Source organism: Dactylosporangium darangshiense, assembly GCF_039537565.1.
In the GTDB taxonomy this organism is placed as follows: Bacteria; Actinomycetota; Actinomycetes; order Mycobacteriales; family Micromonosporaceae; genus Dactylosporangium; species Dactylosporangium darangshiense.
In genome coordinates this window covers 19795-45484 of the sequence record NZ_BAABAT010000059.1, presented here as the reverse complement: position 1 = coordinate 45484, position 25690 = coordinate 19795, and the positions used below count along the sequence as shown (strand labels likewise).

The following is a 25690-nucleotide window of genomic DNA, read 5'->3' as shown; positions in this document are numbered from 1 at the left end:
GCGACGCGTCGGACATTCCTTCCGGATCGGCGGCTCACCAGGCCGGTCACGGGCCGACGCGGATCGACCAGCGGTCGCCTGCCGCCTGTCACAACGAGCCTCGGCCGACGAAGAGGGATGACGACACACATGAACGCACATCCGGGACCGCGCGCCATCGACGGTCAGACGGTGCTGGTGACCGGCGGAGCCGGGTTCGTCGGCAGCCACCTGATCCGGCGGCTGCTGCAGCAGCATCCCGATGTCAGGGTCGTGTCGGTCGACAACTACTTCACCGGGACCGTGGAGCGGCAGGTGGACGATCCGCGGGTCACCTACCTCAACGCCAGCACCGTGGAGCTGAGCAAGGTCTGGGCGAGTGAGGGTCTGCCGCGGCCCGAGTTCGTGTTCCACTTCGGGGAGTACTCGCGGGTGGTGCGTTCGCTGGAGGAGCCGGACCTGACGTGGGAGTACAACCTCCGCGGCACCAAGGAGGTCGTCGACTTCACGCGGCGGCACGGCGCGAAGATCGTCTACGCCGGTTCGAGCTCGAAGTTCGGCAACGACGGGCAGGACGAGCGGCTGAACCCGTATGCCTGGACGAAGGCGAAGAACGTCGAGTACCTGGCGAACTACTCGCAGTGGTACGGCCTGGACTACGTGGTCGCCTACTTCTACAACGTGTACGGGCCTGGGCACATCCGCACCGGGAAGTACGCGACGGTCATCGGGATCTTCGAGGATCATTTCGAACGCGGCCTGCCGCTGCCGGTCGTGTCGCCCGGCACGCAGACTCGGGACTTCACTCACGTCGACGACATCATCAGCGGCATCCTGCTGTGCGCCGAGTTCGGCGAGGGCGACGGATACCTGCTCGGCACCGGCACCGAATGGCCGATCCTGGAGGTCGCCGAGATGCTCGGGGGCCCGATCGAGTTCACGCCCGCGCTGCCGGGCGAGCGGACCCGCGGCCGCGCCGACATCAGCAAGGCCGTGCAGCTCGGCTACACCGTGACCCGGACGCTGCCCGACTACATCGCCGAGTTCAAGCGCGGCCTTGCCGACGGGCGCGCGCGCTGACGGTCGACCCGACCGACGATCGCGTGCTGTGCCGGGAAACGAGGGCTCTAGCCGCTGGAGGCGTCTCGTTCTGCCGCGTTCGAAGCCTGCTGCTGCGCACGGGCCCGTCGCATCCACACCCCCCCGCCGCGTCGGTAGTTCGATGCTATGGCTGCCGGCGATGCGGCGGTAAGCCATCTTGACGCTCTTCGGTTCGGCGAGTCGCACACGGAGGTCCGTCGACGAATCGCCCCGGCGGTAGCCGGGGCCTTTTGGCCTGAACTCAAGATCCCCCACCCCGATTACCCGGTCTTGGCCGGGTAGTCGGGGTGAGTTAGGCCGTCCAGGGACCACTCACAGCGTCGTGGGTGAAGGGAGAGCAACCGATGAACCGGCCTACGGCCACCCGGGTGGGCGGCAGCACCGCCAAACCTGCGGTGGGGGACGACGAGTTGGAGCGGTACGTGCCCGATGCGGAGCATCTGGTTGCGGAGGCGGCGGTCCTGGCGACAGCCCAGGACGCCGACCCCGAGCTGGTCGCGCGCTACTGGCGCCTCGTGCCGGACGAGGCTCTCGCCGGCTGCGAGGCGGCGAAGATAATTGCCGCCACGCGGTCGCATTTGGAGCTGGCCCAGCAGCGGGCGCCCGGCGAGCTGAAGCTGCGGCGGGGCATGAGTGTTGCCGGCGGCACGTCGCTGGAGATCGTCACCGACGAGATGCCGTTCCTTGTCGACTCGGTCACGAGTGCGCTGTCGGCGCGCAATCTCGACGTCAACATGCTGGTGCACCCACTCGTCGTCGTGCGGCGGGCGCCGCAGGGCGCGCTGGAGGAGGTCTGTGTCGGCCTGGAGCCGGAGGACGCCGCGCCGGGTGACATCGTCGAGAGCTGGATCCGCATCGAGGTCGACCGGATTCGGGACGAGGCCGAGATCGAGGACCTGCGCAACGGCCTGGCCCGGGTGCTCAACGACGTTTGCAAGGCGGTCGAGGACTGGCCCAAGATGCGCACGCAGGCGCTCACCCTGGCCGACGAGCTCGGCAGCGCGCAGCTGCCGGTGCCGGACAAGGACATCGCCGACTCCGTCGAGCTGCTGCGCTGGCTGGTGGACGACCACTTCACGTTCCTGGGCTACCGGGAGTACCGGTTGGCGAAGGGCGCCGACGGGGAGGAACTGATACAGGCGGTGCCCGGCTCGGGACTGGGCATCCTGCGGTCCGACCAGACCCGTCCGCGTGTGCTGAGCTCGATGACCGTTGAGGCCTACACCAAGGCGCTGGAGAAGCGTCTGCTCATCATCACCAAGGCCAACTCGCGTGCCACCGTGCACCGCTCGGCCTACCTCGACTACATCGGCTTCAAGCAGTTCGACGTCAACGGCGAGGTGGTGGGGGAGAAGCGGTTCCTCGGCCTGTTCTCCTCGGCGGCCTACCGGACCAGCGTGCGCGACCTGCCGGTCGTCAGGCGCAAGGTCGCCGAGGTCGTCGAGCGCTCCGGGCTGTCGCCGCGCAGCCACTCCGGCAAGGACCTGCTGGAGACGCTGGAGACCTACCCGCGCGACGAGCTGTTCCAGATCACCACCGACGAGCTCTACGCGGCCACCATGAGCGTCCTGCGCCTTGCCGGCCGCCGCCAGCTGCGGCTGTTCGTGCGCCGGGACGGTTACGGCCGGTTCATCTCCTGCCTGGTCTACCTGCCGCGGGACCGGTTCACCACCGCCAACCGGCTGCGCATCCAGCAGATCCTGCTCGCCGAGCTCAACGGCGTCGGCGTGGACTACACCACCCGGGTGGGCGAGTCGAAGTTCGCCCGCGTGCACTTCATCGTGCGCACCGAGCCCGGCAACCCGCCCGGCGACATCAACGTCGACCGTCTCACCCAGCGCCTCGCCGACGCCACCCGGCTCTGGGACGACGACTTCCGCCTGGTGCTGGAGCGCAACCTTGACGACGAGCACCAGGCCAAGCGACTCCACCAGCGCTACGGCGTCGCGCTCCCGGACACGTACAAGGACGAGCACACGCCGAACGAAGCGGTGCAGGACGTCGCCAAGATGGAGTTGCTCGACGAGCCGGGCCAGCTCGCGATGCACGTCTACCTTCGCCGCCAGGCCGAAAGCGACATCCGGCTCAAGGTGTTCCGGTACGGCGAGCCGATGATCCTCTCGGCCGTCCTGCCGGTGCTGCACTCCCTCGGCGTGCGGGTCACCGACGAGCGGCCCTACGAGATCGTCCGCTCCGACGGCATCATCTACCTCTACGACTTCGGCCTGCAACTGCCGCCCGACTCGCGGCCGATCGTCGAGATCCGCCCCCACCTGGAGAACGCGTTCTCCGCCACGTGGCACGGTGAGGCCGAGGTCGACAACTTCAACGCCCTCGTGCTGACGGCCAGGTTCACCTGGCGCGAGGTCGTCATCCTGCGGGCCTACGCGAAGTACCTGCGCCAGGCCAGCACGGTGTTCTCGCAGGACTACATGGAGACGACGCTGCTGACCTATCCCTCGATCGCGGCGAAACTCGTGGACCTGTTCACGACTCGCTTCGACCCGCGGCTGCAGCTGTCCGAGACGGCGCGGTCGGAGTGGTCGAAGGAGATGGCCGCGGCGATCAACGAGGACCTCGACCAGGTCACGAGCCTCGACCAGGACCGGATCCTGCGCTCGTTCCTGCACCTGATCCAGGCCACCCTGCGTACGTCGTTCTACCAGCGCGGCGAGACCGGGCGCCCGAAGTCCTACACGGCCTTCAAGATCGACCCTCAGTCGATCCCGGATCTGCCGGCTCCCCGGCCGCGTTTCGAGATTTTCGTGTACTCCCCGAGGTTTGAGGGCGTGCACCTGCGCTTCGGCACCGTCGCCCGCGGCGGTCTGCGCTGGTCCGACCGGCGTGAGGACTTCCGCACCGAGATCCTGGGCCTGGTGAAGGCGCAGATGGTGAAGAACGCGGTCATCGTGCCGACCGGTGCCAAGGGCGGGTTCGTGCTCAAGCAGAACCCGGGCGACCGTGACGAGGCGGTGGCCTGCTACCAGCTGTTCATTTCGGCGCTGTTGGACGTCACCGACAACCTCGACGGCGGCAAGGTCATCGCGCCGCCCGACGTGGTGCGCCACGACCCCGACGACCCCTATCTGGTCGTGGCGGCGGACAAGGGCACGGCGACGTTCTCCGACATCGCCAACGAGATCTCCATGCGGTACGGGTTCTGGCTCGGCGACGCGTTCGCGTCGGGCGGTTCGGCCGGGTATGACCACAAGAAGATGGGCATCACCGCCAAGGGCGCCTGGGAGTCGGTGAAGCGGCACTTCCGCGAGCTCGGCGTGGACACGCAGGCGACCGAGTTCACCGTGGTCGGTGTCGGTGACATGTCCGGAGACGTGTTCGGCAACGGCATGCTGCTCTCGCCGCACATCCGGCTGGTGGCGGCGTTCGACCACCGGCACATCTTCATCGATCCGGTGCCGGAGGCGGCGTCGGGGTTTGCGGAGCGGTCGCGGCTGTTCGCGTTGCCGCGTTCGTCGTGGGACGACTACGACCGGTCGAAGATCTCGGCCGGTGGTGGGGTGTATCCGCGTACGGCCAAGTCGATCGTGCTGTCCGAGGCCGCCCGCGCGGCGCTGGGCATCACCGCCGTCGGACCGCTGGCCCCGAATGACGTCATGCACGCGATCCTGGCCGCTCCGGTGGACCTGTTCTGGAACGGCGGCATCGGCACCTACGTCAAGGCGACCGGCGAGTCGCAGGCCGACGTGGGCGACAAGGCCAACGACTACCTCCGTGTCAACGGCCGTGAGCTGCGTGCGAGGGTGGTCGGCGAGGGCGGCAACCTCGGCCTGACGCAGCGCGGCCGGATCGAGTACGCGCTCAACGGCGGCCGTATCGCCACCGACTTCATCGACAACTCGGCCGGCGTCGACTGCTCCGATCACGAGGTCAACATCAAGATCCTGCTCGACCGTGCGGTCGTCGACGGCGCGCTCGACCCGAAGGACCGCAACCCGCTACTCGCCGGGATGGACGAAGAGGTCGGCGAGCTGGTCCTGAAAGACAACTACGACCAGGCCACGGCCCTTGGCAACTCCCGCGCGCAGTCCCGCTCCCTGCTGCCGGTGCACAAGCGGCTCATCGCCGACCTCGAGCGCCGCGGCCAGCTCGACCGCGCGCTGGAGGGCCTGCCCACCGACGAGGAGCTCGACGCGCGCGCCGAGGCGGGGGTCGGCCTGACCTCACCCGAGTTCGCGGTCCTGCTGTGCTACGTGAAGATCGTGCTCGAGCACGAGATCCTCGACGCCGACCTGCCCGACGAGGACTGGACCAACGAGGTGCTCGTCGACTACTTCCCGACCCCGCTGCGGGAGCGCTTCGCCGAGGCGATGGCCGAGCACCCGCTGCGCCGAGAGATCGTGACCACGCAGGTGGTCAACCAGGTCGTCAACTTCGGTGGCACGTCGTTCTTCTACCGCGCCGCCGAGGAGACCGGGGCCGGCGCCGCGGACATCCTCCGGGCATCCGTGGTAATCCACGAGGTGTACAACCTGGGCGAGCTGCGCCGCGCCGTCGAGTCCCTCGACAACCAGGTCCCGACGGAGGCGCAGACGGCGGTCTATCTGGAGACCCGGCGGCTGCTCGACCGGGCGGTCCGCTGGCTGGTCTCCAACCGGCGGCTGCCGATCGACGTCCCGGGCGAGATCGCCCGCCTGCGCCCCGGCATCTCGCGCCTGCTGCCGCAGCTGGAGACGCTGTTCTGCGGGCAGGAGCGCGAGGCTATGCACGCCAACGCGTCCACGCGGCGCGGGCTGGGCCTGCCGACGGAGATCGCGGATGCGACAACCCGGATCATGTACGGCTTCGGCCTCCTCGACATCGTCGAGGTCGCCTCGGCCACCGGCCGCGACGTGAACGAGGTCGCAACGGTCTACTACGTGCTGTCGGAGCGCTTCCGCGTCAACGACCTGCTGTCGCGGATCTCCAACCTGCCGCGCGAGGACCGCTGGCAGACCCTGGCCCGCATGGCGCTGCGCTACGACCTCTACGCCGCACTGGCCGCCCTGACTGCGGAGGTTCTCAAGGCGACGGCGCCGGACGATGACGCCACGGGCCGGGTCCGCGAGTGGGAGCAGAGCAACGCCACGTCGATCGCCCGCACCCGCAACGCGATGGGCGAGTTCGGCGAGTCCCCGCGCGACCTGGCCGCCATCTCGGTGCTGCTCCGCCAGATCCGCACCCTGGTCCGCACCTCCGCCGCCTAATACTCCAGCCGCACTTCCGTGCTTGACGTCTTGCCTGGTCAATGACGGTTTATGTGTGCGATCGGGTCGGGTCTGGATTGTTGATCGTCCTATGTAGACTGTCGGCTCGTGTCGGTTGATGCGGTGCCCGGCTGGATGTCGGCGTTCGATGATCTCATGGCGGTTCTGGCGCCCCGGTTCGGTCGGGTGGAGCCACGTCGGCAGGCCCGCAACTACCTGCTCGGGTTGTTGTCGCCGCTGGCGGACAAGAACGGCTGGACCCTCGCGGAGGCGGCGGGTGACCGGTCCCCGGACAAGATGCAGAGGCTGCTCAACGCCGCCCGGTGGGATGCTGACGCGGTCCGTGACGATCTGCGCGACTACGCAGCGGCGCAGGTCGGCGATCCCGCCGGGGTGCTGATTGTGGACGAGACCGGCTTCGTGAAGAAGGGCGTGAAGTCCGCCGGGGTCCAGCGGCAGTATTCCGGCACGGCAGGCCGGGTCGAGAACTGCCAGCTCGGTGTGTTCCTGGCCTATGCCAGTCCACATGGGCGGGTGCTGCTGGACCGTGAGTTGTATTTGCCTCGCACCTGGTGCGACGACCAGGCCCGCCGCCGCGAGGCCGGTATTGGCGATGAGGTCCGCTTCGCGACCAAGCCGGCGCTGGGGCTGCGGATGCTCGCCCGGGCGCTGGATGCGGGACTACCGGCGAATTGGGTGACCGGCGACGAGGCCTACGGCAAAGACGGCAAGTTCCGGCTGTGGCTGCAGCAACGGCATATCGGCTATGTCCTGGCCGTGCCAAGCAATCAGAAGGTCCCGACCGAACGCGGCAGTGCCCGCGCCGACGCCCTGGCCGCCGCCGCATCCGCTCTGGCCTGGAAACGGCGCAGCTGCGGCGACGGGGTCAAAGGCCCGCGCGTCTACGACTGGGCGGTCGCGACACTGCCCGACACCGGCACTGCCGAACATGGCCACACCCGCAGGCTGCTCATCCGCCGCAGCATCGCCAAACCCACCGAACTGGCCTACTACCTGTGCTACGGCCCGGACGGCACCGGCGACGAAGAACTCATCCGCGTCGCCGGAACCCGATGGGCGATCGAGGAGTGCTTCCAGACGTCGAAGAACGAGGTGGGCCTCGATCACTACCAGGTGCGCCGCTACGACGCCTGGTACCGCCACATAACTCTCGTTATGCTCGCCCACGCCTTCCTCGCCACCACCGCGTCGCAGGCCGAAAAGGGGGCTACGAACCGGAACGCGACGGCCTCATCCGCCTCACCCTCGGCGAGGTCCGACGTCTCCTGGCACACCTGATCACCATCGTCCGACCCGTTGATCATATCGATCGATGGTCACGATGGCGCCGTCGACACCAGTATCGCGCCAAGACCAGCCACTACCAGCGAAGACTCGGCCTACTGGAAGTGTGGCTGGGGTACTAAATTTAGTACGACCGGGCAACGACTGCCAGAAGACCGGGTTCGTCTTCGGAATCAGGGACGGTGTTGTCTGGTCGGACCAGGCAACGGACGGTCACCCCTTCTCCGTTTGCCTTCGCCTCGCCCTCGGACCCCATGGTCGACCACGGAACCCGCGCCCACTTGCCCTCGATCGCAGCGGCGACCGCGTCGTCGGCCGTCTTCACATCGACCGTGTTGGCCTCACGGTGGGCGAGCGCCTCGTCGTAAAGCGCCTGCTGATCACGTGTCAGCGTCTCCACCACCATCTTGGCGATCGTACCGAGCTCCACGGGCGTCTTCGTGCCGTCAAACCGCCGCACGAGCACCACGTTGCCCGCTGCCAGGTCGCGCGGGCCGACCTCGATACGCACGGGGAAGCCTTTGAGCTCGGCATCGACGGCCCGTCGCCCGAATGGGATGTCCACTCGATCGTCGAGTGCTACCCGAACGCCGGCCGTGTGGAGCTCGTCACGTAGTTGAGCGGCGGCTGCTAGTACCCCTTCGCCCGCCTTGACCACCGCGACGAGCGCCTGCGTCGCTGCGGCGCGCGGTGGAACGCGGAGGCCGGCGTCGTCGCCGTGACACATGATCAAGCCGCCGAGCATGCGGGTCGAGCTACCCCACGACGTTGTCCACGCATGCTCCTGTACGCCGGCCTGGTTGGAGAAGACGATGTTGAACGCCTTGGCGAAGTTCTGTCCCAGCTCATGGCTGGTGCCCATCTGCAGCGCCTTGCCATCGCCCATCATGCCTTCGAGGGTGTACGTATTGGTGGCGCCGGCGAACCGCTCGCGCGCGGTCTTGCGGCCCACCAAGACCGGCATGGCGAGGACCGTGCGCATGAAGTCCTCGTAAACGTCGTGAAGGATCCTGCGCGCGTAGCGGCGAGCGTCGTCCTCCGTGGCGTGGGCAGTGTGTCCCTCCTGCCAAAGGAACTCGGTTGTGCGCAGCAGCAGCCGCGGGCGCAGCTCCCACCGCACGACGTTGGCCCACTGATTGAGCAACAGCGGAAGATCGCGGTGGCTGCTGACCCACTTCGCCATGTACTCACCGATGACGGTCTCACTTGTCGGCCGGACGACCACGGGCTCAGCAAGTTCCTTGCCGCCGCCGTGCGTAACCACAGCGAGCTCAGGCGAGAAACCCTCGACGTGTTGTGCCTCGCGCCGCAGGTAGCTCTCGGGGATGAACAGAGGGAAGTAGGCGTTCTCGGAGCCGGCCGCCTTGATGCGGTCGTCCATCTCGGACTGCATGCGCTCCCAGATCGCGTACCCCGTTGGTCGGATCACCATGGTGCCGCGCACGGGCCCGTTGTCGGCCACCTGGGCCTTGGCGAGCACGTCCTGGTACCAACGGGGAAAGTCCTCCGAACGCGGAGTGACGACACGGGCCATGACCGGAAATCCTAATCAACGTTCCTTCGTCGTCGCGCAGGGTGTCGGGACCCCCATGTGATCAAGGACGTAGCGACCGGCGTCGGCGTCCCAGCGGGCCGCGTTGAGCAGCCGCTGCATCCGGTCCGGAGTCCGGTCGCCCGCCGCCTCGGCGAGCGTCCAGCCGTTCTTGTCCGCCAGCGGCGACAACAGTCCCAGCAGGTAGCTGCGGGCTTGCCGACGCGGCTCCACCCGGCCGAACCGGGGCGCGAGGATCGCCATCAAATCTTCGAAGCCGGACAGCCAACCGGGAACCGCGGTGATCGACACGACCCGATAGTCTACATAGGACGATCAACCTGCTCGCGGCAGCTCGTTGAAACACTCAAACTGCCTTCTACCGGCAAAGACGCCAGACACGGAAGTGCGGCTGGAGTACTAATACTGCAACGGCGATTCGTCACGGAGGTCTCGCCATCTTCGAACGTGCCGGTCAGAGGGGGTGCGAACATGTGGGCCGCCACGTCGGGCCGCCGCCCTTCCGGCGAGCCGGTCATCGACTCGACCGGCCCTGGCTCGGCGCGCCGGTCGGGACTGCGGTCGGGTTGGTCTCGGGCGAGCGTTGGCGGGCGAGAGCGAGGCTGGTCATAGTCGTGATCGCCATCGCGGCAATGCCGACCAGCGCTGCCGTGGTGTAGGCGCCGTCGTTCGGGAAGAGATGGCCGGTGTCGGTGCCGGCGGCCAGGACCAGGCCGCCTATGGCGCTGCCCAGGGAGTACCCGACGCTACGGACGACATAGTTGAAGCTCATGGCGCTCGACGTCTCGCTCTTGGGAGTGACGGCCAGGATGACGCCGGGCATGGCTGCCGAGAAGCTGCCGACACCGAAGCCCAGCACGCCCATTGCTACGAACAGTTCGGCCAGGTTCGACCGGGCCGCCGCAAAGAGGACGAACCCGCCACCGACGACGACGGCGCTGCCGGCCAAGAGCAAGGGGGCGTCGATCCGTTCGCGAACCCGAGGCGTGAGCTTGCCGGCGACGAACCCCAGCACAGAGAACGGGACAAGGACCAGCCCGGCGACGAAGGTGGTCAGCCCGAAGCCGTAGCCGGCGCTGTGCGGCGTCTGCGCGTAGCGGGTGATGAGCGTGAGTAGGAGGTACATGCCGATCCCGCCGACGAACATTGCGATGTTCGCCCCGGCGACCGCCGGGTGCCGCATCGCCCGGACATCGACCAGGGGCGTCTTACTGCGCAGCTCGGAGGCGGTCCAGATGCAGAGCAAGAGCACGGCAACGAAGGCGAGGACCACCGCCACGGCGAGGTGATGGCTCCATAGACTCGTCTCGCTTGCGAGGAACAGGACGAGGAACAGTCCACCCGCCAGGACGAGCGCGCCGGCTACGTCCACGCGAGCGGAGCGGCCTTCGGGCGCTACGGGCATGGAGCGCCACGCGGCCAGGAAAGCGACAGCGGTGACGAACAGACCGAGGCCATAGGCGGCCCGAACCCCGCCGAACTCGGCGAGCAGCCCGGCGAGCGGGTAACCGACGCCGGCCCCGATGATCGAGACCACCGAGATCAGGGCGATCGTGGCCGCGCTGCGCCCCTCGGGAAGATGGTCACGGGCCACGCCCATCATCAGCGCCGTCAGACCGAGCCCGACGCCTTGGGCCGCCCTACCGACAAGTAGCCACGCGAACGGCAGCGGTAGCACGGTGAGCGCACTGCCAGCGACGACGACCGCCAGCGTGGCGAGAATCGTGGCTCGTCGGTGTGGGCCGGCTCCGAGCCGGCCGAGGACGGGCGTAGCGACGGCGCCGCTCAGCAGCGCGATGGTCAGCGTCCACTGCGCGCTGTCGAGCGAGACGTGGAACGTGGTCGCCACGCTGGTGATGAGCGGCGTCCCGAGGCTGGCGACTGCCGCCACGACCAGGGCGATGAACATCAGGGAGGGGACCAGCAGCCGCGCCTCGGAGCGCTCCGGGGTAGTGCTCATCGGTTGGTCCCGATCGTGATGTGGTCGAACACTGACCGCCCTGTCACTGCTTCGGCCCTTCTCGATCTTGGCTGTCGAGCGCTTCCAGATGCCGCAGCGCCGGAAGGGCTGCCACCAAGGCCTCGACCTCGTCGTCAGTGAGTTTGTCGATCAACCGCTCAAACGCATGGACGCCCGCCCGGCGCCGCGCCTGAACGTAGGACGCGCCGGCCTCGGTCAGACACACCAGCGTGACCCGCTTATCGGACGCGTCGCCTCTGCGCTCGACCAGCCCGGATTCCTCCATCACCCGAACCAGGACGGTCATCGCGGGCTGGGTGACACCCTCAATCGCGGCCAAATCGGTGATTCGTCGTGGGCCGGTCCTGTCCAGGGTGGCCAGGGTGGCAGCGGACGTGAGGCTCAGGTCACGTGGAAGACGCCTCACGGCCCTGGTGGCCAGTCCGTAGAGGGCTGACCCGATTGCAGCGGAAGCGCCAGGAGCGGCGTCTTGACGGCTCATGCTTGAAGCATAGCACTTTTATATGAATGCTTTATGCATCTCCTGGCCCGGACTCGAAACCCGAGTCCCGCACTCAGCGCGGGAGCCTGGCCGGAACCGCTCGCGCGTTCGCACCTTGTCGTTCTCGGCCGTGGTTGTCGCGCATCTCCACTCCGACCTTGACGAGCGCCCGCCGAACCGTGTCTCGCCGCTGCGGCGGACGCTGACCACGGTCTGATAGCAAGGCCTCCGCCTGCTCGTTGGCAGTTATGAGCGCCGGCTTCCCGTACGGACGACCAGCCATTATGGTCGTAGGGTTCGCTGTGGCTGGCCGTCGCCAATCCCGGGTGACGTCACCGCGGACCCGTTGAATCGTGTTTGCACGAGCCGGGGAACCAGGTACCACTGGGGTGAATCCGAGCGGCCTCGCGTCGCGAGGTAGGGCGATCCTCCCGTCCGAATCCGTCAGCTAACCCGGTAGACGGATTCGGAAGGAGCATTGCGGTTTCTGTGGAGAATCCGAACCAGCAGCCGCCCGCGGCCCGCAAGTATCTTCCTCGTCACTTACAGTACTTCCGACGCGGCCGGCACTCGGCGTACCGGCGGCGTACCGGTCTGTACGCCGCTGCGGCCGTCCTCGCAGCCGCGGCGATCGGCTCGGCGTACGTGTCGTCGTTCCGGGCAGGCGGACCGGATGACGTAGCACAGGCCGCCACGGCGCCGCAGCACGGCACCGCTCAGACGGCGCTCGTCGAGAGTCCCTCGTCCGGCACGGACCCGCGGCTCGGCGACCAGCCGAGCCAGCAGCCGTCGGCGCCGCCCGCCACCCGGACCGATCCCTCACCGACCCAGCAGCGCGCCGCACAGGTACCGACGGTGCGCGGTCCGTCGCCGACGCGCACCACGAGGCCCGCCACGGGACCGGCCGCGCCCACTGGCACCTCGGCCCCGCCCGCCACGACGTCACCCCCGCCCGCGTCGGCATCCCCGTCATCGACTGTGGTCAGTCCCACCGACGACCCAGCCCCGTCCGGCACGACGGCGCCGTCTCCGTCATTGACGCCGAGCGCGAGCTGAACGACCCGGGCGCTCGTCCCCCTCAGGCGACGTCGCCGTTAGCCGTCGTGGACGGCGACGGCGCGCACGGGGAACGACGCCATCTCCCGTGCCGGCGGGGGGAGGGCGGTCAAGCGGGCCCCTGTGTCGGGTACCGATTCGAGGTTGGTCAGATGCTCGATGATGGGGATGTCGGCACCGAGCAGCCGCTGGCGGGCGAGCCGGTTCGGGTCGCGCGGGTCGTCGATGCGGAGCGAGTCGATACCGACGAGCGCAGCGTTGGCGTCAACGAGTTTGTCGACGGCGTCAGGTGCCAGGTGCGGGCAGTCCAGGCCAAGGTAGCGGGGCGTCGCCCAGTGGTGGGCCCAGCCGGTGTGCACCAGCACGGCGCGTCCCCACAGCTGTTCGGGGTCGCCAAGGTCGGCTGCGGTCACTGAGGTCCGGCCGAAGGCGTGCACGATGGTGATCGATACATTCACCAACCGCTCGAGCGGAAGGTGTGCGAGGTCGGCCCGTTCGGCGTCGTAGTGGTACGGCGCGTCGAGGCAGGTGCCGATATTGCCGAACACGCTCAACGACCCGATCCCGAACGAGCCGGCGAACACCCCAGCGGCGATCTCGTGCGAAAGGTCCACGATCACGATTCCGAGTTTACGCAGCGTAGCCACGTCACGGCTCCGACAGGGCGCGGGCCACGGCTCGAATAGGGCACTCACCCCCCACGCCACTGCGTGATCTGGTCGTATGGCGTACCCCACGTAGCCGCGCTCGGCTCGACCGCTTCCCGACCTCCGACCGCGCCCGGGCTATTTCGCCGGCTTGCGGATGACCGGCTCCAGGTAATCCATGCGGAGCACGAGGGTGTCGTCGCCCGACTCGTTGAACCGCTTGACGACCTCGACCATCTCGGCCTTGAACTCGGCCGCGCGGTCGGCGGGGAGCGTGGCGGCGGCGCGGTTGGTCGGGCCGTAGAACGCGGTGAAGAATTCCGCCTGGTGCTCGGGCGACGAGAACCGCCACCGGAAGCTGCGCCGCGGCGCCGAGATGGTCGGGTCGGGGCCGAAGAGCTCGCGCAGCCGGTCCGGGTCGCCCCAGAGCACGGGCGGCTGCAGCCCGGGCGGCGGCGGCACGTAGCGGCCGATGGTCCGGAACAGCTCGCCGACGTAGCTGTCGGGGGTCCAGTTGACCATGCCGATCCGGCCTCCCGGCCGGCAGACCCGCAGCAGCTCGGCGGCGGTCTGCTCCTGGTCGGGGGCGAACATGGCGCCGCAGGTCGACAGCACGGCGTCGAAGGAGTCGTCTGGGAACGGCAGGGCCTCGGCGTCGGCCTCCTTGAAGCTCACGTCCAGCCCCTCGGCCTCGGCCCGCTGGCGGGCCCGGTCGAGCAGGGCGGGGACGTAGTCGACGCCGACGACCTGGCAGAACCGGCGCGCGGCGGCCAGGGCGGCGTTGCCGTTGCCGCAGGCCACGTCGAGCACCCGCTCGCCGGCCCGCAGGTCGACCGCTTCGCAGAGCAGCTCGGCCGTTGGCAGGAGCCGGGTGCCGACGGCCGAGTAGTCACCCGACGCCCAGGTGGCCTGCTGCCGTTGCTTGATGGTGGCGATGTCCATGTCGTGCCTCCTGTCGCGACCTCCCAGCGAGGTCGGTCGCTGAAGACGCTATGGACGCCGCGGCCGGCGGGGATCGGGAGCGGCTCCCTACTTCTCGCCGTCGACCTCCCCAGCTTTCGCCTCGAGAAGGCCGCGCGAGCGAGCCGCCGCGACGGCCTCATGGCGCGACGTGACGCCGAGCTTCGCCAGCAGGGCCGAGACGTGGTGCCCGACGGTCTTGCTGGACAGCAGGAGCCGGGCGGCGATGGCGGCATCGGTCAGCCCGTCGGCCAGGAGTTCGAGCACCTCGATCTGGCGGGCGGTGAGGCTGGCGGGGTTGGCCGCGGTGGCCCGGATCGGACCGCGGGGTATGCGCTGGTGTCCCCGGCGGCGCAGGTCACGGCGCACCCGCAGCGCGGACTGCCGGGCACCCAGGCCGTCCAGCAGCGCCAGCGCCTCCAGCAACGCCTCGTCGTGGTCGCCGCAGGCCAGCGTCAACGCCTGCTGGTACGGGCAGCCACGCTCCCGCCACCAGCCGGCCGCCGCGCGCCAGTCACCGGTCAGCACCAGCCGGTAGGGCTCGGCGACCACCTCGGGCACCTCCGGCAGGGCGCCCGCCAACCGCAGCCAGAAGGCCAGCTCCCCGGTGAACCACGGGTGCGCGGCCCGCACGGCCTGCTCGTAGACCCGCGCGGCCTCCTCGGCGATCCGGTCGTCGTCGCCGTGCAGCCAGGCGTACTCGGCGCGGGCCGCCGCCACCGGCGCCGTCCACTGCAGCTCCACGGTCGCGAACCCGCGCTCGGTCGCCTCCTGCAGCGTCGCGGGCGCGGCCGGATCGGCCCTGCGCGCCTGCAGTAGCCCCAGCGGCACGAGGCCGTCGACCATCCGGGCCCCGCCCGCCACGAGCTCGGCGAGCGCCGCCTCCGCGTCCTGCTCGGCGCCGAGCCAGTCACCCTGCTCAAGCCGCACGAGGGCGCGGCGCCCGAGCAGGTGCTGGGCGTATCCGGCCAGCTCGTGGGCCTGGACGAAGGCGAGCCCCCGGTCCAGGTCGCCGCGTGCGTGGCGGTAGTCCCGCATCTCGGCGCTGATCGTTCCCAGGTTGCACAGGGCGCGGGCCGCGTCGTCCTCCAGCCCGGCGGCGACCGCGACGTCGAACGCCCGCTCCAGGTCGGCGCGGCCGGCCGGGTCGGCGTCGAGGAGCCGGGCCGAGCCGATGTTGGTCAGCGCGTGGCTGAGCGTCTCCCGATCGTCGAGCCGCTGGGCCATCGCGATCGCCCGCTCGGCCCAGCGGGTCGCCGCCTCCAACCGGTTGGCCAGCATGTCCAGCTGCGACTGGTTGCTGTAGGCCATCGCCAGGAGGTCACCCGGCTCCAGGCTCTCCAGCACGGCGATGGCGCGGGCGGCGGCCGCCTCCGCGTCGCGGCGGTTGCCGTCCCACCAGTGCATCCGGGAGAGCCAGCGCAGGCCGGCGCCGACGCGCTCCCGGTCGCCGGCGGCCTCGCGGAGCTCGACGGCCGCCCGGCGAGCGGTGACCGCCTCGGTGGACAGCCCGGACAGGTAGCACTCGATCGAGTACCCCTCCAGGAGGTCCGCGTGCGCCGCCCCGGGCAGCCGGTCGGCGCCGGCCAGCACCACCCGGTAGTGCCCGACGGCCTCCCGGTGCGCCGCCACGGCCGCCGCCTGCCGGGCCGCCTCGGGCCCGTACCGCAGCACCGCCTCGATGTCGCCGGCCTCGCGCGCGTGGTGCACCAGCCGGGCGACGTCGACGCCGCGCCCGGGGCTCCCCGTCAGCACCGCGAGCACCTGCCGGTTGAGGTCCCGGCGGCCGACAGCGGACAGCGAGCCCTCCACCGCCCGCCGCAGCAGCTCGTGCCGGAACCCGATCGTGTCGGCCTCGGCGACCAGCAGCCCGGCCGTGACCGCCGCGTCGACCGCCGCCGTCGAGCTCCCTTCCAGCAGCCACATCTCGGCGCGGGTCGGCACGACGGAGGCCAGCCGCACCACCTCCCGCGCGTCGGCCGGCAGGCCGCTGAACCGGGCCAGGACGAGGTCGCGGACGGTCAGCGGCACGTCGGCGTCGGGCGCGGCCAGCACCTCCGCGACCAGCAGCGGGTTGCCGCCGGTGAGCGCGAAGAGCCCGTCGGCGGCCCGCCCGGCGCGCCCGGCGCGCCGCGCCAGCTCGGCCACCGCCACCGGGGACAGCGGCTCGAGGTGCAGGCGCCGTACGGCCGGCCGGGGCAGCCGGCCGACCACGGCCCGCAGCGGATGGTCGGGCCCCAGCTCATCGTCCCGGTAGGTCACGACCAGCAGCGACTGGGTGCGCTCCATCCGCCGGCCGAGGAAGATCAGCAGGTCGAGCGTGGCCTCGTCGGCCCAGTGCGCGTCCTCGACCACGACCACCCGCCGCTGCGGGCGCTGGTCCAGCTCGTCGAGGAGCGCCGCGAACAGCTGCTCCCGCGGGCTGCCCGCACCCAGCAGCGCCGCGAGCCGGCCGCCCACCTCGCGCCCGAGGTCGTGCAGCGGCCCGAGCGCCCGGGGCGTGAGCAACGGATCGCACACGCCGAACAGGAACCGCGCGTCGCCGGCGTGCCGGTGGGCGAACTGCTTGACGAGCGCCGACTTGCCGATCCCGGCCTCACCTGCGACCAGGACGACGCGACCGGCCGCCGAGGTGGCGGCCAGCACAGCGCTCAGCTCGTCGAGCAGCGACGATCGCTCCAGCAGATCCATGGCCGCATTGCACTCTATTGCGTGTGAGCGAACGATCGTTGACACGAGCGGTGTTCCACCCGTCGCGATTCTCGTGGACCGGTCGGTGGGCCGCCGGCCCCAGGGGTCATCGCGTGACGCAAGGGGACGGGATCCGGGAGAGCTGTCGGTCTCCGTGAGGCAGGCCCATGCTCCGGCCTGTCACCGCACCGCGGGATCAGTTCCTCGTACCTCGGCAACGGCGGCCCCGTCGACCACAACGGACTTCTGGCCGAGGCGTTACCAGATCAGGCCGCCCGACCGGTCTGGTCGCTGCGGTGGTGCTGCAGCGCTTCACGGACCGTACGTTCGTGGCCGGGTGGTTGTGACCTACGCGGCGCAGTCTGCGCGCGGGCCCTGGCGGATCGCCAGGGCCCGGTGTCCCCGCGAGAAGCTACCGGTCAGCGGTCGGCGGCGACGATCAGGTCGGGTGGCTGACCATCGCGCAGTGCAATGCGGCCGCGGCGACGTGCGACCTCAGGACGTCGCCGCGGCGGCGTCCAGGATCAGGTCCGCGACGGTCCTCGGATGACTGATCATGACGACGTGGGACGAGGTCGGCACTTCGACGACCTTGCGGGCGTTCGCGCGGCTGTACATGAAACGTTCGCATGCAGGTGGGATCGCCTTGTCCCGGCCGGCGACCAGCCCCCACGACGGGATGGTCCGCCAGGCGGCGGCCTTGGTCGGGTAGATGAAGGAGTCCGCATCGAACGGCCGCTGCGTGGCCTGCAGGAGCCGGAACGTCTCCGTGGGAATGTCGGCGGCGAAGGCCGCCTGGCCGTCCTTGCTCAGGTAGAGGTCGGTTCCGGTGGTGCCGTCGGGCTTGGTGTAGGGGACCGGGACGCTGACGGGCAGTACCTCGCTGCCGGGGAACTTGTTGATGAGATCCCCCTGCGTCTCGCCCACATCTGGCACGAACGCTGCGATGTAGACCAGGGCCTTGACGTTGCTCTTGCCGGCAGCAGCGTTGGTGATGACGGTTCCGCCCATGGAGTGGGCCACCAGCACGACCGGCCCGCTGATGGAGTCCAGCAGACTCCCGATGTACGGTGCGTCGGTGGGGATGCCCCGCAGCGGGTTCGACGCTGCGATCGTGGTGTAACCCTCGCGCTGCAGCTTCGAAATGACCCCGTTCCAGCACGACGAGTCGGCGTAGCCGCCGTGCACCAGCACGATGGTCGGCTTGATGTTCGCCCCGGGCCTGTCCGTCTGGGGCGTCGCGGCGGTCGCCGCCTCCGCCCCGAGCGGAGTGGCCAGCAGCGCTGCCGACCCGGCCAACGCCGCGCCGGTCGCCAGCACCTGACGGCGTGAGACATTCGGTGCCATGGTGATCTCCTCGCGGTGGTCAGCGGCCGGCCGCGGCCTGGCGGATGAGGTCGGCGACGGCGCCGGGCTGGGAGGCGTAGATGGCATGGCTGCCGATCGCCTCGGCGGTGACGGCGCCGGCGCGGGCGGCCATGGCCCGCTGGGCCGGCGGCGGGATCATGCGGTCGGCGGTGGCGACCAGGTACCAGCTGGGCTTGTGACGCCAGGCCGGCTCGGTGACGGCGCCGGCGAGTGCGTCGACGCCCCAGGGCACCTGCGCGTCGGCCAGGAACGCGGCCTCGTCCGCGGGCAGGTCGGCGGCGAACGAGTCGTGGAACTTGTCGCGGTCGAGGAAGAGGAAGCCGTCGCGGGGCGGCAGGATCGGCGGGACGGGCGCGCCGGGCGGCGGGTCGGCGATCAGCGTGTTGACGGACTCGCCCTTGTCCGGGGCGAACGCCGCGATGTAGACCAGCGCCGCCACGGCGTCGTGGGTGCCGGCCTCGCTGATGATCGCCCCGCCGTAGGAGTGGCCGACCAGCACGGCCGGCCCGTCGAGCCCGTCGAGGATGAAGCGCGTCGCGGCGGCGTCGCCTTCCAGCGACAGCGTCGGGTTCTGCACGATCTTGACGGTGAACCCGTCGGCGGTCAGCAGCCGGTGTACGCCCAGCCAGCCCGATCCGTCGACGAACCCACCGTGCACCAGCACGACGTTGCGAATCATGGAGTACTCCATCGGGTCCGGCGGCAAGCGAGACGCCCGCCGCTTCGCACTCCATGCAAGTCCCGCCAGGCGGCGCCGGCCCAGGCAGGACAGGATGCGGAACTAGTTCCTGCCGCCCTCGCAGATGGCGTCGGCCGCGCCCCGGCAGTACGCGGCGCGATCATGCTGGCCGACCGTCTCGTACAGGTCGCCCGCCCGCGACAGGCTCGCCCGCGCCTCGGCCGCATGGTCGTCGCCGTACAGCTCCTCGCCGAGGATCCGCAGCCACGCCGCCTGGCCCATGACGACCTGCAGGCCGCCGAAGAGGTCCACCGCGCGCAGCATCATCGGTATCGCCTCGTCGCGGCGGCCGAGGCGGCCCAGGGCCTGGGCGGTGTGGCCGAGGATGTGCGGGAGGATCGCTTCGACGGCGAAGGTCGTCAGCCCGGAGTCCGGGTCCTCCGCGACGGCCAGCGCCTGCCGGTAGGCGGCCAGCGCCGCTGCGGCGTCGCCGAGGTCGAAGGCGATGACGCCGGCGCCCAGTAAGGTCTCCACGCGGGCGCCGACGTCGCCGGCCCGTTCGAAGAGGTCCGCGGCCTGCCGGATGGCGCTCAGCGCCGCCTCGAGATCGCGCAGCGGCCGGCCGCGCCGGGCGGCGGCGGTGTACAGCAGGGCGAACGCCTCCTGCCGGAGGTCACCGGCCTGCCGGGCCAGTGTCCGCGCCCGTTGCGCACGGTCCAGCGCGGCCGGCCCGTTCGCCCGCCACGGCAGCGTGTGGGTGTAGGCGAGGTAGTTCAGGAATTCGGCCTGCAGCGCGGCGTCGCCGAGCTGGACCGCCGAGTCCAGCGCGAGCGTGAACACGTCACTCCAGCGGGGCCAGTGCACCCAGCGCTCGTGGAACGCGTACGCGGCGTTGACGGCGCGAACCACGGCCCGGTGGTCCCCGGCGACGGCGGCGGCGCCGAGCGCCTGGAACCAATGCTCGGCTTCCGCGCGGATCCATGCCTCGGCGTCCTCCGCGCTGCCGAACACGGCGGTGTCGGCCCCGCCCGGCTGGAACCACCGGCCCGCCGTCGTCAGCGTGTCCAGGAGCCAGGCGACCATTCGCCGCTTGGCGTCGGCCACGACGTCGACCGGGTCCTCGGCCTCCAGGCGCTGGCTCGCGTAGAGGCGGACCAGGTCGTGGAAACGGTACCGGCCGCCCTCCGCGGCCTCCAACAGCCCCAGGTCGACCAGATCGTCGAGCTGGTCCTCGGCCACGGACACCGCGACCTCGCCGATCACCGACAACAGCACCGCGCTGAAGTCCGCGCCGGGCACCAGCGACGCCCGGCGGAACAAGGGCCGCACCGGGTCAGGCAGCTGCTCGTACGACATTTCGAATGCCGCCGCCATCTTCAGATCGCCGGCGCTGAGCTGATCCAGCCGACGCTCCGCGACGGACAACCGCGCCACCAGATCCGCCGTGCTCCAGCCCGGCCGCGAGATCAGCCGGTTCCCCACAATGCGCACCGCCAGCGGCAACCCGCCCAGCATATCGACCAGCTCCTGCAGGTCGTCGGCGCGCGGCGCGTCGAACCGCTCGGCCAGGATCCGGCCCAGGAGGTCCTTGGCGTCGGCGGCCGGCATCGGATCCAGATGCAGCCGTTGTACGCCCTCCAGTCCGGCCAGCAGCCGGCGGCTGGTGACGATCAGCTGGCTGGGTCCGCCACCGGGCAGCAGCGGGCGCACCTGGGACTCCGCCGCCGCGTCGTCCACGATCACCAGGACGCGCCGTTGCCGCAGCAACTGCCGGTAGTGCCCGGCGCGCTCGGCTGGAGCCTGCGGCATCTGCTGGTCGCGTACACCCATCGCCCGCAACACCTGCCCGAGGATCTCGGCGCTGGCGACCGGCCGCTGGCTCATCCCGAGGGCGTCGACGAAGTACATGCCGTCGGGGAACCGGTCGCGCAGCCGGTGTGCGGCGCGGACCACGAGGGTCGTCTTGCCCACGCCTGCGCCGCCGGAGATCACCGCCGCGCCCAGCCGGTCCTCCGGCTCGTCCAGCGCGTCGAGCACGCCGGAGATCCATGCCAGCTCGGCGGTCCGGCCGGTGAAGTCACCGATGGACCCCGGCAGCTCGCACAGCCCCGGGGCGGCCGTCAGATACCCCGAACGGGTGCGCCCCGCCTTCGCCAGCGCGACGAACTCGTCGCGGCGTGCCCCGTCGAGCTTGAGCGCGTCGGCGATCAGCTCGACCGTCCGCCGCTGCGGGCCCAGCGCCCGGCCGCGCTCCATGTCGCTGAGTGCGCGCACGCTGACGCCGGAGGCCTCCGACAGCTCCTCCAGCGTCAGCCCGCACTCGTGGCGCGCAGTGCGCAGCATCAGCGCGAACGTCGTGGTCATCGCGGGTCGGCGGCCGCCCGGCTGGCGTTGCCGGCCATGCTCATCGTCATCTCCAGTTCTCGTCCGGTGAAGGACCTGGAGACGGATTCTCTGGCCAGATCGTCGCCGGCCGCGTCTGTCAAATGACCGGTCAGTGGAGGTGTTGCGGGAAACCCGCAACTGAGCTGCGGGGCGGTACCGAACCCGTCGGCGGGCATGGGCGGCAGACTGGCGTTCCGAACCCTCGTCGAGCGGAGCCGCACAGCACATGTTCTCTCGTCTCCGCGGGCCGCTGGGCGCGTTGCTGGTCGTCTGCACGCTGGTTGCCGGGTGCGGCGCGGAAACGTCGGGGAAGGGCGCGGAGCCTGGCGGGGCGGGGAGACCGGACGCGTCGGGCTCGGGGGCCGGGTCGGAGGCTTCGCGCGGGTCCGGGCTCACCGCAGCGCAGCTGGCCCGGATTCCGCGGTTTCCGGCCCCTCCGGCGCCGAAGGCGATCACCGTGCCGGCCGGACCGTCCGCGGGCTGGTACAGCGCCGTCCCGACCAACCAGCCGGTGGCCTTCATCACCATCGACGACGGCTGGACAAAGGTACCGGAGGCGGTCGAGCTGTTCCGCGCCGCGCACGTGCCGGTGACGCTGTTCCTGGAGATCAACGCCATCAAGGCCGATCCGGGGTATTTCACGGCACTCCAACAGACCGGCGCCGTGATCGAGGCACACACGATCAGCCACCCCGACCTCAAGGGCAAGTCGTACGACGTGCAGAAGCACGAGATCTGCGGCTCCGCCGACGAGCTCGGCAAGCTCTACGGGCGCCGGCCCGTGCTGTTCCGTCCGCCGTTCGGCGACAAGGATGCCACCACTCTCAAGGTCGTGCACGACTGCGGGATGAAGGCGGCGTTCTTCTGGAAGGAGACGACGGACAAGGGCATCGTGCGGTACCAGGAAGGGCAGACGGTCAAGGCCGGCGACATCGTGCTGATGCACTTCCGCCCGGCATTCATCGACGACTTCCTAGCCGTGCTACAAGCCATCTCGAAGGCCGGGCTCACCCCGGCGCTGCTCGAGGACTACATCGCCTGAAGCCGCTTGTCCAGCTCACGCCAGCGCTAAGAGCCCCCGCACGCGTCTACAGCTGCCGGATGACGCGCGCCGGCGAGCCCGCGGCCACCACCCGCTCGGGTAGGTCCCCCACCACCAGCGATCCGGGGCTGACCACGGTGTCCGGCCCGATCGTCACGCCGGGACAGACGATCACGCCGCCGCCGAGCCACACGTTGTCACCGATCACGATCGGCAATGCCGCGTCCCGGCCTTCCGTCAGCAACTGCACATTCGGGCCGATCTGCACGTCGTCGCCGATGGTGACGGTGGCCGCGTCAAGAATTGTCAGGCCCGGATTGGCCCGGCAACGAACGCCGACGAAAATGCGATGGCCGTAATCGCATTGCACCGGCGGCCGGATTTCGCTGCCCTCCCCGAATGCGCCGAACAGCTCGGCCAGCAACCTGCGTCGCCCGTCCTGGTCCGCCGGGTCCATCGCGTTGATCAGCTGCAGGAGCTGCTGCGCCCGATATGAATTCACGACGCACTCCATACGGCAGTCGTGAATCGGCGTACATGGGCCACTCGCACATCCTCCGTCAATGTCTTGTCGCCGCGTCCGCATACGCACTCGCCTGGCCGGCATGGCGGTGGCCGGCGCCCAGGCGCGTGCCGGGCGTCTGGCCCGCTGTGTGCATCGTCGCGGTCGTCTTCGGCGTCATCGCCGCACCGCGGCCTCCGCCGGTCGAACCGCTGCTTCCGGCGGCAAGGCTGGTACAGCAGGGATAAAGGTTTCATAAGGGCATCCCTGACGGCTCCTTAACGGCCCGATCCGAAGCATGATCGGCCGTGGTTGCTGTGCACCGTTCCCTGACGAATCTCCTCACGATGCGGCTGGCGGCCCCGGCTGTAGCCGTCGTGCAGACCTGGCTGTGCCAGCCTCCGCAGCGCCCGCTGTCGGCGCCGCGGCGACCGAACGTTGACGCGCAGGCGCTGTGATGGGGGCGGGCGCGAGTTCCTGTACCGAGTTGTTCATGAGAGGCCCGATGAGTCCCACCAGCCCGGCCGGCAACCGCACGGCCGCGCCGACCATGGATCCGCCGCGGATGACGAGGGGCCGGGCCACGGCCGTCGTCGACCTCTCCGCGGTGCAGGACAACGCGCGGCTCTTCGCGCAGCGCAACGCGGCCGGACTGATGGCCGTGGTGAAGGCCGACGGGTTCGGTCATGGAGCCGTGCCCCTCGCCCGCGCCGCCCTGGCCGGCGGGGCCGGCTGGCTCGGGGTGACCTCGGTGGACGAGGCTCTGCAGCTGCGCACGGCCGGGCTCTCCGCCCCGATCCTGAGCTGGCTCAACGCCGTGGATGCCGACTTCGACACCGCCCTGCGGCACCGGGTCGACCTGGCCGTGCCCGGCGTCGACCACCTCTACGCCGTCACCGCGGCCGCCGTCCGTACCGGCCGCCGTGCCCGCATCCACCTGCATCTGGACACCGGCATGGCCCGCGACGGCGCTGCCGCCGCGGAATGGCCGCACCTGTTGCGTCGCATCGCCGCGGCGGTCTCCCGGGGACCGGTGCAACTCGTGGGCGTCATGGGGCACCTCGCATGCGCCGACGACCCGGACGACCCGCACAACCCCGCCGGGCGCCTGGCGTTCGAGCGCGGGCTCGTCGCCGTGCGCCGTGCCGGGCTCGCGCCGGGGATACGGCACCTTGCCACGACGGCCGCGACCCTGACCGACCCGCGCACCCACTACGACCTGTCCCGGATCGGCGCCGGGCTGGTCGGCATCGACCCGTCCGGCGGCACCGCGTTGCTGCCGACGATGTCGCTGTTCGCCCCGGTGGTGTCGGTGCGGGACGTGCCGGCCGGCACCGCGGTCGGTTACCGGCACGGGCACGTGACCCTGCGGGCGACCCGCCTCGCCCTGCTGCCGCTGGGGTACGCCGACGGCATCCCGCGTTCGGCCGGCGGCACCGGCCAGGTGCTGTTGCGCGGCCGCAGGTGCCGGCTGGTCGGGGCCGTCTCCATGGACCAGATCGTGATCGACGTCGGCGACGAGCCGGTGGTGCCCGGCGAGGTCGCCACGGTGTTCGGGCCCGGCGCGAAGGGCGAGCCGACCGTCGCGGACTGGGCGCGCTGGGCGGACACGATCGAACAGGAAATCGTCGCCCGGATCGGGCAACGGATCATCCGTACCTATGTGAGGGATGCATGAGCACGAACAACCGGCCCCGCGTGATGGTCATCGGCGGCGGCCAGAACTGCGAGCACTCGGTTTCCATCGCTACCGCGGCATCGGTCGCCGGGGCGCTGGACCGCGAACGCTACGAGGTCGAGTCCATCACGATCACGGAACAGGGTTTGTGGATCCGGCCCGGCGGCGAGCCCGTTCCACTCCACGTCGTCTCGGAAGCCGACGTCGTGTTCCCGCTCGTGCACGGGCCGCGCGGCGAGGACGGGACCCTCGCCGCGCTGTGCGAGCTCGCCGGTGTGCCGTACGTCGGATCGGGCGTGCGCGCCGGTGCGATCGGCATGGACAAGTGGGCGACGAAGCTGGTGGCCGAGGCGCTCGGCATCCGGACGGCGACCGCGGCGCTGGTCACCGGCAAAGGTCCGCGGTCGCTGCCGCCACTGCCGGTCGTGGTGAAGCCGGTCGCGGCCGGATCGAGCTACGGGGTCACCCGGGTGGACCACGAGGCGGACCTCGACGCGGCGCTGGCGGCGGCGCTCGCCCTGGACGACCGGGTGCTGGTCGAGGAGGTCGTGCACGGGCGCGAGATCGACATCGCCGTGCTGGGCCGGCCGGACGGGAGCCACCTGATCGGCCCCCCGCTGGAGATCGTCGTGCCCGACGGAGGCATTTTCGACACGGACCGCAAGTACGGCGGGACGGCGCAGTTCCGGCTGCCCGCGGTGCTCGATGCGGACGAACTGACCCGGTTGGAGACCGCCGCGCTGACCATGTTCGAGGCGCTGGGCTGCGCCGGCGTGGCGCGGCTCGACTTCTTCCTCACGCACACCGGCCTGGTGCTCAACGAGGTCAACACGACGCCGGGCATGACCGAGCAGTCCCAGGTGCCGAAGATGTTCGCGGCGGTCGGCATCTCCTACACCGCGCTGCTGACCGAGCTCGTCCAGGCGGCGCTCGCGCGGTAGGAGCTCATCCGAGTTCGTAGTGGCCGCGGCGAAGGTTCCGCATGAAGGCGTGTCCGGCGATGGTCGTCCGTGCGGTCCGGTGCGGCCACCGGCTTGGACGCTGCACCGTTCAAGCCTGCCTGGATCTTGCCGAGCAGC

Annotated in this window: 18 protein-coding genes, 1 pseudogene and 1 riboswitch; of the genes and pseudogenes, 6 read left to right on the top strand and 13 right to left on the bottom strand. The window is 70.3% G+C overall.

All coding sequences use genetic code 11. From position 1 onward, the window contains the following. Positions 1 to 129: 129 nt before the first annotated feature. From ABD901_RS51670 to ABD901_RS51660, 3 genes are all read left to right on the top strand, one after another. Complete coding sequence (locus ABD901_RS51670) at positions 130 to 1059, top strand: NAD-dependent epimerase/dehydratase family protein (RefSeq protein ID WP_345141434.1); 930 nt, start codon at positions 130 to 132, stop codon at positions 1057 to 1059. Positions 1060 to 1424: 365 nt separating this feature from the next. Next, complete coding sequence (locus ABD901_RS51665) at positions 1425 to 6284, top strand: NAD-glutamate dehydrogenase (protein ID WP_345141432.1); 4860 nt, start codon at positions 1425 to 1427, stop codon at positions 6282 to 6284. A 135-nt stretch (positions 6285 to 6419) separates the two neighbouring features. Continuing rightward, positions 6420 to 7583 (top strand): IS701 family transposase, encoded by a 1164-nt coding sequence (locus tag ABD901_RS51660; RefSeq protein ID WP_345141472.1) that lies wholly within the window; start codon positions 6420 to 6422, stop codon positions 7581 to 7583. A 130-nt stretch (positions 7584 to 7713) separates the two neighbouring features. Here ABD901_RS51660 and proS read toward each other — a convergent pair whose 3' ends face one another. From proS to ABD901_RS51600, 12 genes and pseudogenes are all read right to left on the bottom strand, one after another. Further along, on the bottom strand, positions 7714 to 9123 hold the full coding sequence (gene proS, locus ABD901_RS51655) for a proline--tRNA ligase (RefSeq protein ID WP_345141429.1): 1410 nt from the start codon (positions 9121 to 9123) through the stop codon (positions 7714 to 7716). Between the two features lie 51 nt (positions 9124 to 9174). Next, positions 9175 to 9384, bottom strand: a pseudogene (locus tag ABD901_RS51650) (transposase); the annotation flags it as partial. Between the two features lie 271 nt (positions 9385 to 9655). Then, a complete protein-coding gene (locus tag ABD901_RS51645) occupies positions 9656 to 11101 on the bottom strand; it encodes an MFS transporter (protein ID WP_345141426.1) in 1446 nt (481 codons plus the stop codon). A 43-nt stretch (positions 11102 to 11144) separates the two neighbouring features. Beyond that, positions 11145 to 11603 (bottom strand): MarR family winged helix-turn-helix transcriptional regulator, encoded by a 459-nt coding sequence (locus tag ABD901_RS51640; protein WP_345141417.1) that lies wholly within the window; start codon positions 11601 to 11603, stop codon positions 11145 to 11147. Between the two features lie 334 nt (positions 11604 to 11937). After that, a riboswitch (cyclic di-AMP (ydaO/yuaA leader) is annotated at positions 11938 to 12081 on the top strand. A gap of 238 nt (positions 12082 to 12319) precedes the next feature. Continuing rightward, positions 12320 to 12595 carry a hypothetical protein gene (locus ABD901_RS51635; protein WP_345141413.1) on the bottom strand — a complete coding sequence of 92 codons (276 nt, stop codon included), beginning with the start codon at positions 12593 to 12595 and terminating at the stop codon, positions 12320 to 12322. 102 nt (positions 12596 to 12697) lie between these two features. Continuing rightward, a complete protein-coding gene (locus ABD901_RS51630) occupies positions 12698 to 13279 on the bottom strand; it encodes a cyclase family protein (RefSeq protein ID WP_345141410.1) in 582 nt (193 codons plus the stop codon). 165 nt (positions 13280 to 13444) lie between these two features. After that, the gene (locus ABD901_RS51625) at positions 13445 to 14248 is read right to left on the bottom strand and encodes a class I SAM-dependent methyltransferase (protein WP_345141406.1); all 804 of its coding nucleotides are present in this window, start codon (positions 14246 to 14248) and stop codon (positions 13445 to 13447) included. A gap of 87 nt (positions 14249 to 14335) precedes the next feature. Continuing rightward, positions 14336 to 16957: an ATP-binding protein gene (locus ABD901_RS51620; protein ID WP_345141397.1), complete on the bottom strand. Its 2622-nt coding sequence runs from the start codon at positions 16955 to 16957 to the stop codon at positions 14336 to 14338. A 495-nt stretch (positions 16958 to 17452) separates the two neighbouring features. Beyond that, complete coding sequence (locus tag ABD901_RS51615; RefSeq protein WP_345141395.1) at positions 17453 to 18304, bottom strand: alpha/beta hydrolase; 852 nt, start codon at positions 18302 to 18304, stop codon at positions 17453 to 17455. 19 nt (positions 18305 to 18323) lie between these two features. Beyond that, the gene (locus ABD901_RS51610; RefSeq protein WP_345141373.1) at positions 18324 to 19004 is read right to left on the bottom strand and encodes an alpha/beta fold hydrolase; all 681 of its coding nucleotides are present in this window, start codon (positions 19002 to 19004) and stop codon (positions 18324 to 18326) included. A 102-nt stretch (positions 19005 to 19106) separates the two neighbouring features. Continuing rightward, a complete protein-coding gene (locus tag ABD901_RS51605) occupies positions 19107 to 21368 on the bottom strand; it encodes a helix-turn-helix domain-containing protein (RefSeq protein WP_345141370.1) in 2262 nt (753 codons plus the stop codon). Then, positions 21365 to 21565 (bottom strand): hypothetical protein, encoded by a 201-nt coding sequence (locus ABD901_RS51600; protein WP_345141367.1) that lies wholly within the window; start codon positions 21563 to 21565, stop codon positions 21365 to 21367. The genes ABD901_RS51605 and ABD901_RS51600 overlap by 4 nt, the downstream gene beginning before the upstream one ends. Before the next feature lie 50 nt (positions 21566 to 21615). Between ABD901_RS51600 and ABD901_RS51595 the strand changes: the two genes are divergently transcribed. Beyond that, the gene (locus tag ABD901_RS51595) at positions 21616 to 22431 is read left to right on the top strand and encodes a polysaccharide deacetylase family protein (RefSeq protein ID WP_345141364.1); all 816 of its coding nucleotides are present in this window, start codon (positions 21616 to 21618) and stop codon (positions 22429 to 22431) included. Between the two features lie 46 nt (positions 22432 to 22477). Here the strand turns inward: ABD901_RS51595 and ABD901_RS51590 are convergent, their stop codons facing one another. After that, positions 22478 to 22933: a sugar O-acetyltransferase gene (locus ABD901_RS51590; protein WP_345141360.1), complete on the bottom strand. Its 456-nt coding sequence runs from the start codon at positions 22931 to 22933 to the stop codon at positions 22478 to 22480. Positions 22934 to 23438: 505 nt separating this feature from the next. Here ABD901_RS51590 and alr point away from each other — a divergent pair. Beyond that, positions 23439 to 24611, top strand: coding sequence for an alanine racemase (alr, locus tag ABD901_RS51585; protein ID WP_345141357.1), 1173 nt, complete (start codon positions 23439 to 23441; stop codon positions 24609 to 24611). Further along, complete coding sequence (locus ABD901_RS51580) at positions 24608 to 25552, top strand: D-alanine--D-alanine ligase family protein (protein WP_345141354.1); 945 nt, start codon at positions 24608 to 24610, stop codon at positions 25550 to 25552. The genes alr and ABD901_RS51580 overlap by 4 nt, the downstream gene beginning before the upstream one ends. The last annotated feature ends 138 nt before the right edge of the window (positions 25553 to 25690 follow it).

Excerpts from the sequence above, each read along its gene's own strand:
- ABD901_RS51670 (WP_345141434.1), top strand. The coding sequence starts at position 130 with ATGAACGCACATCCGGGACCGCGCGCCATCGACGGTCAGACGGTGCTG.
- ABD901_RS51665 (WP_345141432.1), top strand. The coding sequence starts at position 1,425 with ATGAACCGGCCTACGGCCACCCGGGTGGGCGGCAGCACCGCCAAACCT.
- ABD901_RS51660 (WP_345141472.1), top strand. The coding sequence starts at position 6,420 with ATGTCGGCGTTCGATGATCTCATGGCGGTTCTGGCGCCCCGGTTCGGT.
- proS (WP_345141429.1), bottom strand. The coding sequence starts at position 9,123 with ATGGCCCGTGTCGTCACTCCGCGTTCGGAGGACTTTCCCCGTTGGTAC.
- ABD901_RS51645 (WP_345141426.1), bottom strand. The coding sequence starts at position 11,101 with ATGAGCACTACCCCGGAGCGCTCCGAGGCGCGGCTGCTGGTCCCCTCC.
- ABD901_RS51640 (WP_345141417.1), bottom strand. The coding sequence starts at position 11,603 with ATGAGCCGTCAAGACGCCGCTCCTGGCGCTTCCGCTGCAATCGGGTCA.
- ABD901_RS51625 (WP_345141406.1), bottom strand. The coding sequence starts at position 14,248 with ATGGACATCGCCACCATCAAGCAACGGCAGCAGGCCACCTGGGCGTCG.
- ABD901_RS51620 (WP_345141397.1), bottom strand. The coding sequence starts at position 16,957 with ATGGATCTGCTGGAGCGATCGTCGCTGCTCGACGAGCTGAGCGCTGTG.
- ABD901_RS51615 (WP_345141395.1), bottom strand. The coding sequence starts at position 18,304 with ATGGCACCGAATGTCTCACGCCGTCAGGTGCTGGCGACCGGCGCGGCG.
- ABD901_RS51610 (WP_345141373.1), bottom strand. The coding sequence starts at position 19,004 with ATGATTCGCAACGTCGTGCTGGTGCACGGTGGGTTCGTCGACGGATCG.
- ABD901_RS51605 (WP_345141370.1), bottom strand. The coding sequence starts at position 21,368 with ATGACCACGACGTTCGCGCTGATGCTGCGCACTGCGCGCCACGAGTGC.
- ABD901_RS51600 (WP_345141367.1), bottom strand. The coding sequence starts at position 21,565 with ATGCCCGCCGACGGGTTCGGTACCGCCCCGCAGCTCAGTTGCGGGTTT.
- ABD901_RS51595 (WP_345141364.1), top strand. The coding sequence starts at position 21,616 with ATGTTCTCTCGTCTCCGCGGGCCGCTGGGCGCGTTGCTGGTCGTCTGC.
- alr (WP_345141357.1), top strand. The coding sequence starts at position 23,439 with ATGAGTCCCACCAGCCCGGCCGGCAACCGCACGGCCGCGCCGACCATG.
- ABD901_RS51580 (WP_345141354.1), top strand. The coding sequence starts at position 24,608 with ATGAGCACGAACAACCGGCCCCGCGTGATGGTCATCGGCGGCGGCCAG.